General features: G+C 66.0%; 6 protein-coding genes. 3 read left to right on the top strand and 3 right to left on the bottom strand.

Going from position 1 to position 8,605, the window contains the following annotated elements:
* Positions 1-360, top strand: a 360-nt coding sequence (locus VGG53_RS03870; RefSeq protein ID WP_331516668.1) for an adenylyl-sulfate kinase, incomplete at its 5' end; no start/stop codon positions are given.
* Here VGG53_RS03870 and VGG53_RS03865 read toward each other — a convergent pair.
* The 3 genes from VGG53_RS03865 to VGG53_RS03855 form a co-directional block, all read right to left on the bottom strand.
* Positions 357-1,601, bottom strand: a complete 1,245-nt coding sequence (locus VGG53_RS03865; protein ID WP_414688876.1) for an alpha/beta hydrolase fold domain-containing protein — start codon at positions 1,599-1,601, stop codon at positions 357-359. The genes VGG53_RS03870 and VGG53_RS03865 overlap by 4 nt on opposite strands.
* A gap of 28 nt (positions 1,602-1,629) precedes the next feature.
* On the bottom strand, positions 1,630-2,556 hold the full coding sequence (locus VGG53_RS03860) for a DMT family transporter (protein WP_331516666.1): 927 nt from the start codon (positions 2,554-2,556) through the stop codon (positions 1,630-1,632).
* A 124-nt stretch (positions 2,557-2,680) separates the two neighbouring features.
* A complete protein-coding gene (locus tag VGG53_RS03855; protein WP_331516665.1) occupies positions 2,681-3,550 on the bottom strand; it encodes an oxidoreductase in 870 nt (289 codons plus the stop codon).
* 91 nt (positions 3,551-3,641) lie between these two features.
* On the opposite strand from VGG53_RS03855, the gene VGG53_RS03850 reads away from it, so the two are divergent.
* Both VGG53_RS03850 and VGG53_RS03845 read left to right on the top strand, forming a co-directional pair.
* On the top strand, positions 3,642-4,667 hold the full coding sequence (locus VGG53_RS03850) for a diacylglycerol kinase family protein (RefSeq protein ID WP_331516664.1): 1,026 nt from the start codon (positions 3,642-3,644) through the stop codon (positions 4,665-4,667).
* 616 nt (positions 4,668-5,283) lie between these two features.
* Complete coding sequence (locus VGG53_RS03845; RefSeq protein ID WP_331516663.1) at positions 5,284-8,532, top strand: thioester reductase domain-containing protein; 3,249 nt, start codon at positions 5,284-5,286, stop codon at positions 8,530-8,532.
* The last annotated feature ends 73 nt before the right edge of the window (positions 8,533-8,605 follow it).

The raw sequence follows: 8,605 nt of genomic DNA, 5'->3' as shown, positions 1-8,605 counted from the left end.
CGCGTCGGCCATTTGACTCGGCTGCTGGCCGACGCGGGTGTGGTGGCGTTGGCGTCGCTGGTGTCGCCGCTGAGGTCGGACCGCGAAACCGCCCGCGCGCTCAACGATGCCGCCGGATTGCCCTTCATCGAAGTCCACGTCGCCACGTCACTGGCCGAGTGCGAAAAGCGCGATCCCAAAGGTCTTTACGCCCGTGCGCGCAGCGGCGAACTCAAAGGGCTGACCGGCGTCGACGCACCCTACGAGCCGCCCGAGGACGCCGATCTGGTGCTCGATACCGCCGGCGCCGACACCGACGATCTGGCGGCACAGATCATCGCCCTTCTGAACGAGCGCAGCGCTCGACCGTCGTCGGCTTAGACCGTGGTGGTGCGTTGGTAGATCTCGGCGAGGAACTGCTCGACGGCCAGCGCCGCATGGGTGGCCCGCGGCGATCCGAAGATGTCGAACGCGTGCTGGGCGAACGGCAGTTCGGCGTAGGCGACCGGTTGGCGGCTGACTTCGCGGAGCCGCGCGCTGAATTCGCGGGCCTGCTCGACCGGGATCAACGAATCATTACGTCCGTGCAACACGAAAAACGGTGGGGCGTCGGGAGATACATAACTGATCGGCGAGGCGGCCCGGAAAGCCTCGGTGAGTTCCGCCCGCCGGAGCTTGAACACGTACTTCGCCAGCGTCGGCGCCATCAAGGAATGGATCGCCTCGTTCCTGGTGAAGTCATAGAGCCCGTAGAACGGAACGGCTGCCCGCACACTGGTGTCGGCGTCTTCGAAACCGGGCTGGAATTGCGGATCGTTCGCGGTGACCGCGGCCAGCGACGACAAGTGTCCACCGGCCGAGCCGCCGGTGATCGCCACCCAGTCCGGGTCGCCGCCGTACTCGGCGATGTGCTCCTTGGTCCACGCCAGCGCACGTTTGACGTCGACGATCTGATCCGGCCAGGTCGAGCGTGGGCTGAGCCGGTAGTTGATCGCGACGCACACCCAGCCCAGTTCGGCCAGATGGCTCATCAACGGATACGCCTGCTGGCGTTTGCTTCCCACCATCCAGGCACCGCCGGGGACCTGCAGCAGCACCGGCGCGCGACCGCCGCGGTCGAGGTCGGGCCGCCGCCAGATGTCGAGGTGGTTCCGGGAGCCGTGCTCGCCGTAACTGATGTCGGTCTCGTGCGCGTAGTCGCCGTAGATCCGCATCATCCGGACCAGGCCGGGAGATTTGGCGGTACCCGCGCCTTCCGGTCGCTTCCACAGACCGGCCGAGTCGGTGCGGCGATCGGTACCCATCCCGGCGTCAAGCGCGGCGCTGAGTGGCAGCTTGGACTGATGGCCGATGCGGTTCAACCCGAATAGACCCAACCACGACAGCGCCGAAACCAACCAGCTGAATCGGCGCGATCGCGGCGAGAGTGTGCGGGTCACGGCGGCCAGCAGCGCCGCCTGACCGGCGAGCAGTTGCAATGGCAGTTCCGATGCGAACACCCCGAAGCTGAACGCGTACATCGAGAGGTAACCGCGCTTGCTCAGGGGCTGGTAACCGTTGGCGGTGACCGCGAGCCCGGCCAGCGAGGCCAGCGCAGCTGACAGTTTCTTCACGGCCACCACTTAACCACCCACCGGAGCCGGCAGGATCTCAGCCGCCCAGGCGTTGCCGCGATGGCGTGGGTCGATCGGCGATTCGCACGTCACGTCCCGCGCCGGCCGTCATGCTGGCGGCTTCACCACGAGCCAGTCCCACCGTCGCGACGATGACCGCTACCGCTGCCATCGCCAGCACGAACCACTCCACGCCGTCGGCTTCCAGGGTCTCGCGCAGCACAGCGATCCCAAGCACCGCGCCCACCACCGGCTTTGCCACGATGATCGTCGGCAGGGAGGCGGTCAGCGCACCGGCGCGATAGGCCGATTGGTGGTAGATCATTCCGGCCACGCCGCAAAACACCCACGCATACAACTCCGGTGTGCGCCACAGCTGGCCCGGGCCGTGTTCGACGATGTCGATAACGCCCTTCATCAGGACGGCGAACACCGCCAACAACGAACCGGCCACCGCCGCCAGCAATACCGCCGCGGCCGGACGCTGCGACCATATCCGCGCAGCCAGCAAACACAACACCAACGGTGGACCCAGCACAACGGCCACCGCAATCCAGGTGTGCAGTGGCGCGCGCTGCTGGCCGCCCGTCGGATCCCCGACCGCGATGACCACCGCCAGCGCCACGACCAGCAACAGCGCCCACAGCCACTCCTGGCGGGTTATCGAATGACGGGTCAGCCGCGCATAGATGGGCAACGCAAACAGCAGCGCCGTGACTTGCAGCGACATCACCAACAGCACCGAGCCCTTGTCGAGGGCCCCGGCGAGGAACACATAGCTACCGATGTCGCCCAAACCGCCGAGCCACCACCGAGTGTCGCGCAACAGCATGCCGAACAATGCCAAGTGGCCGACTTGTTTGTCGGTGACCTCCTGGGCGGACCGCTGGCGGATCACGTTGCCGATCGCGGATGAAAGCGCGGCGCAGAGCGCGAGAACCGCTGCCAGATCCGTGTTCGACATGGCATGACCTCCTCGCCCACCCAGTAGTTGCGCCGTCGCCCAATCTAGTCGCGTGCCCCGCGGGTAGGGCGCGCGACCGCGGCAGAAAGCCCCAACCGCGGCTTGTGATCTTCCCCGCCCGCTGTTAGAGCGGGAACGTCGTGCCGGTGAGCCGTTCGGACAGCGCCCAGAGCGCGGCGCCGGTTTTCGCGCGCTTGGCCGACCAGTTGCGCCAGGTCGGCTGGGTACGGCCATACAGGGCGAGTCGCGGGCCAACGAACGTGTCGCCCGGCAGATCTTGCGATACGGCATACAACGTTTGCCGGGCACCGAAGTCGGCGTCGGTGGAAACGATACGGTCGACGGCCGACACCAAAGCATCGCCAAGCTTGCGGCCGGAGTTGCCTTGCAGGTTGGTGTGCGACCAGCCGGGGTGCGCGGCCAGCGCGCGCACCGCGGTTCCCCGGTTGGTCAACCGTTGCTGTAGCTCCCTGGTGAACAGCAGGTTGGCGAGCTTGGACTGGCCGTAAGCCAGCCACGCCGAATACCTACGGGACTGCCAGTTCAGATCCTTGAGGCTGATGTAGCCGATGTTGTGCAGCAGTGAGGACACCGTCACCACCCGGTCGGTGAGGATGGGCAGCAGCAGGTTGGTCAACGCGAAATGACCGAGGTGATTGGTGCCGATCTGGCTCTCGAAGCCATCGACCGTCACCGCGTGCCTGGTCGCCATGATGCCGGCGTTGTTGATCAACGCGTCGACTCGATCGATGCCCTCGGCGAAGGCCCGCACCGAGGACAGATCTTGCAGGTCCAGATCGCGCACCTCGACGTGGCCGGTCATTCGGGCCGCGGCCGCCCGGCCCTTCTCGGTATCGCGCACGCCGAGGATCACATGGGCGCCGACGCGGGCCAGCTCGCGAGCGGTCACCTCACCCAATCCGGCGTTGGCGCCGGTGACGATCGCGGTGCGTCCAGCGAACGGGGGCAGCTCTGCTGCGGTCCAACCAGGCATGGCAGCCACCCTAACCAGGTGATCTCGGCCACCAGAACGCCACAGGTATCGTGCGTGGGATGGCCAGCGGATCCGCACCGGAGCGACCCGGATGTATCTAGGCGTCATCGTCAATCCGCTCGCCCGCAGGAATCGCGGGACGGCAGGTCGTCGCACCGCCGAGCTGCGCCGCATCGTCGGGCCGTGGGGCGAGGTGCACGAGACGGCTTCCATCGAGGACCTGCGCACCACCCTGCAGGGACTCCTGCCGCGAGTCACCCACCTGGTGGGCGACGGCGGCGACGGCGGGCTGCACTGGTTGGTCAACGAGGTTCAGCACTGCATCCCCGATCCGGAACGCTGGCCGACATTCGTGCCCACCAACGGCGGCAGCGTCAACGCCGTAGCACGCAAGGCGGGGGTGCGGGGGCGACCCGATGCGATCATTCGTGCGCTCACGGCCGCAGCAGCAGCGGATCGACCGCCACCCGAGGTAAGACTGGACACGCTGCAGCTCACGGGCAGCACCGCCGACGGCGGGACGCTGGAGCGGCTGTGTTTCGGGCTCGCCGCCGGAGGCGTCGGCAACCGGTTCTACGAAAGGTATTACGACAACCCGGACCACGACCGCCTCGCTGTCGCCCGGGTGATAGCCCGCACCTTCGGCGATTACCTGACCTCCAAGGTTTCTCCCCGCCGCCTGAAGACACCGAATTACGCGTCGGTCCTGTTCACTCCGACGCGCGCCCGTGTGGTCATCGACGGCGAGGAGGTCCCGACGCGGACCCACCGGCTGCTGCACGCCGGGGCGATCGACCTTCGTATCGCCGGCCCGTTCAGACTCTTCCCGAAGGCCGCCGAACCGGGTGCGCTGCACTTTCAAGCCGGGGAGTTGAGGCCGTCAAAGATCGTCGTGCAGCTCCCCGCCGCGCTCACCAACGGCACCATCCGCGGTGACCGGGTGCGCGACGTCAACGGCCGGGAGATGGTCATCGAGGCCGAGGGGGAGCCGCTGTCGCCGATCATCGACGGCGAGCGTTTCCTCGGTGTCGTCAGGCTGGTGGCCGCGGCCGGACCAGGCATCCGCGTCGCTCAACTGCGGGCGTCGCCGAACGTCCGGGCGCGCCGCGAGGCCTGAATCACGTCGGCGCGTCCGCCATCCGACGGGCCGGCCGCCAGTATTTCAGTAGATCAGTTCCGTACTTCAGTAGATAGTCGTCGGGTGCGGGCGGGTCCGGTTCGCTCATCCGCTGCCGCCGGCGTCATTCGGAGGAACCACGGCACTGCACCACCAGCCCCGGTTTTGTGAGCGGCTTTTCATCGTTTGCATCGCCGCTGGCCTGCGGCAAGGGCGAACACGGCTGAATTCACGCGCCCTCTGAAAGGGGCATTGTTGTTTTCAAATTGGCCATGATCGTCTCGCCAAGAATGGCTGTAGGGAAAAAGTAACCGGCCCCTAAAATGGAATTCGTACGTGGATACGGAGATCCGTAGATCAGTACATGCAGAGCAGTTGGCCAAGAAAACGCCTGCTCATAACCCCACTGAGGTACTGAGATACGTATTTCCGTAGATACGCAGAGACCACGCGAATTGGCGCACTATTTAAGCTTAGGCTGTGAAACTAGTGTGCACTGCCCGTTAATGTCCAAGACACTTTGCTTACCTCTAGTCGGCGGCGCTATGTTGGCTTTACCGATCACCAAGGAAGTTGTTTTCCCGTTTTGACACCGACCGAAGGGATGACCCCTGCGATGAAGACGCTCATCGATTATCTGCAGATGTGGGAAGCACGGAGGCCGGACCAGACCCTGTACCGGTTTCTCGACGCCGAAGGCCGGGAGCTCGAGAGCTACACCTACCTGACCTTCGCCGAGCGGACGCGCGAGCTCGCCGCCTACTTGTCCACTGAAGCCGGGCTGACCAAGGGAGATCGGGCGCTGCTGGTCTACCCCCCGGGTTTGGAAATGGTGGCGGCGTTCTTCGCCTGCGCGCGCATCGGGGTGATCGCTGTACCCGTCAGCCCGCCCTTGCCGATGGCCTTCGAAGCGGGGTTGGCCAAGCTCAGCTTCATCGCGCGGGACAGCCAGGCCAAGGCAGTGCTGTCGACCAAGCAGCTTGAGCACGCCTATAACCTGTCGCTCGGCCAGCGAGATGGCGCCCTGCCGTGGCCGGACAGCCAACGGCTCCCGGAGCTGCCCTGGTTCGCGACGGATGGCACCCAGGAATTCGGTGGTGCACCCGTGGCGGATACCCCCGGCTCGGTACTTTTCCTCCAGTACACCTCGGGTTCCACCAGCGATCCCAAGGGCGTGGTCGTGACGCACGCCAACGTCATCGCCAACTCCTCGCCTTTCACGGTCAGCGAAGTGGCGGTCAGCTGGCTCCCGCAGCACCACGACATGGGCTTGATCTCCGCCTACCTGTTCATGGCGGTAATCGGCGGGACCACCCACGGGATGTCACCGGAGGACTTCCTCAAGCGGCCCTCGGCATGGCTGCGGCTCATCAGCGAGGTGCGCGCCACCCGCACGCCAGCGCCGAACTTCGCCCTGGAGTACTGCCTGCGTGCGGACAAGCTTCCCGACTCAGAGTTGGTCGGGATCGACCTGAGCAGCCTGGAAGCCATGGTCATCGGGGCAGAGCCACTGCGGGCCAACACCTTCGCCCGCTTCCGGGAACGCTTCGCCCCATACGGTCTGCGTCCCGAAGCGGTGACCGGCGCCTACGGCTTGGCTGAGAACACATTGGGCGTCACCCTGCGGGGGCGCCAGACCCTGGCCGTCAACAAGCGGGCGCTGCAACAGAAGCTGGTTCGCGTCGAGAAGGCGCTGCCCGAGAACAACAACCAAGCGCCGCTGGTGAGCAGCGGCCAGCCCATTGCCGACAGCGTGGTTCGCATCGTCGATCCGCAGACGCGGCAAGGTCTGGGCGAGGGCCGAATCGGCGAGATCTGGGTGGACGGACCATCCAAAGCGCGCGGCTACTGGCACCGCCCGGAGCTCAGCGCGGAGACGTTCGCAGCCCGCATCACCGGCGATGACGAGCACACGTATCTGCGGACGGGCGATCTCGGCTTCCTCTACGAGGGCGAGCTGTTCGTTTGCGGCAGGACCAAGGATCTGATCATCGTCCGCGGGGTCAACACCTACCCCTCGGACGTCGAGGCCGTCGTCGAGCGGTCGGCGGCGCAAGTCCGCAACGGCTGCGTCGTTGCGTTCTCGGTCGAACATGAGGAACAAGAAGCTCTGGTCGTGGTGGCCGAGGTGCGCGACGGACAAGAGTTGCCCGACGGCAAGGCATTGGCACGGGCGATCCGCAGGCACTGCCACATCGATCCGCACACCATCGCATTCGTGCCGCCGCGCGTCATTCCCAAGACCACCTCCGGGAAGGTCCGGCGCGCCCAGACCCGCCAGCTCTGGCTGGACGGCGAGCTGGCAGTGCTGGCCAGCCACACCCAGCGGGCCCACGAAGCAGCGGACGCGACTGCGGGCCCACCGGAACGCTTCCGTCATCTCATCGAGAGCTACGACCTGACCGGTGAGGAGGACTGCTCCTTTGCCGATCTCGGCATCGACTCGCTGAGCCTGGCCGAGCTGCGCACGGACTTGCAGGCGTTGCTCGAAGAGAACGGCGCGGGTGAGCTGGCCGAGGACGTCAACACGCGTCTGCTGCAGCGCCTGACGGTTGCCGAATTCTTCCGGCTGATGCGGCAATTCGGCGAGGGGTCCGGGCAGCCGCTCGACGCCCTGCGCCAGTCGTTGGCCGAGATTTCCGCCGAGTACGAGGAATACGAGACCACGAAGATGCGCACCGACGCGGCGTTACCGCTGCCGGCGCTCCCGCCGGAACGATCGGGCAAACCAAGCGACTTGCTGCTGACCGGGGCGACCGGGTTCCTGGGACCGTTCCTGCTGAGCAGCCTGCTCGCGCAGACGTCCTACACCCTGCACGCACTGGTCCGCGCCACGGACGCCGATCACGGCCTGGACCGCATCGTCGCCTCGCTGCGCCAGGCCCAGTTATGGTCGCCGGCTTTGGAATCCGAAGTCCGGGCGCGGGTACGGGTGATCTGTGGCGATCTCGCCGAGCCCGCCTTGGGCATCGGTGAGGAGGCCTTCCAGCAACTGGCCGGCAGCGTCGACCTGATCGTCCACAACGGCGCCCTGGTCAACTACGTCCGGACCTACGACGCCCTGCGGCCGGCCAACGTCGAAGGCACCCGCGAGCTGTTGCGCCTGGCGATGACCTCGCACCGCAAGACCTTCCACCTGGTCTCCAGCACCTTCATCTACGGCTGGAGCACCGAGCCGGTGGTCGGCGAGTGGGATGCCAACGCGAAGATGAGCGGCCTGGACTTCGGCTATTCACAGACCAAGTGGGTCGCCGAGCAGCTGGCGCTGACGGCGCAAGCCAAAGGACTCGATGTGCGCATCTACCGGCCCTCGCTGATCTCGCCCACCAAGGCGGGCTACGGCAGCCAGGACGACATCCTGGTGCGTCTGACAGCGTTCATGATCGAGCACGGCCTGGCCGTGAACGCGCTCAACCAGATCAGCCTGCTGCCCGCAGACCTGATCGCCGACCACGTCGTCGCGCTGATGGACCTGCCGGAAGAGACGGACGGTGGTTGCCCAGTGTTCAATATGACTGCGGACGACTACTACAACCTGACGGACATCACCCGGATCTTGTCCGAACGTTACGGGTATCACTTTGATTACCATGACATCCCGTCCTTCGCCGAGCAGCTGAACCGCCGCTGCACGCCGAATGACCAGATGTATCCGCTGGTCGATTTCATCACCCGGTCGGCGGACAAGATCGCGGCGATGCGCGACAAGCGCTACGACAACACCCAATACCGGCACACGCGCGGACTGGTCAAGACCCGGTTGCGGGAGCCCGCGTTGACCGACACGGTCGAGCATCTCGTCCGGTTCTTGCGGGAGCAGCGGTTGATCACCGAGGGTGAGGCCGAAGAGCAACGCAGTGCCTAGCGACGACCGCAAGCGCGGCGAAGCCGGGCGCAGCGGGTCGGCGCGCGACAACCTAGCGGGTCGGCGCGCAATA

Origin of the sequence: Mycobacterium sp. (genome assembly GCF_036490025.1) — a bacterium.
Taxonomy (GTDB): Bacteria; Actinomycetota; Actinomycetes; order Mycobacteriales; family Mycobacteriaceae; genus Mycobacterium.
The sequence above is the reverse complement of the archived record's forward strand: the minus strand, read 5'-3'. Positions and strand labels throughout refer to the sequence as shown.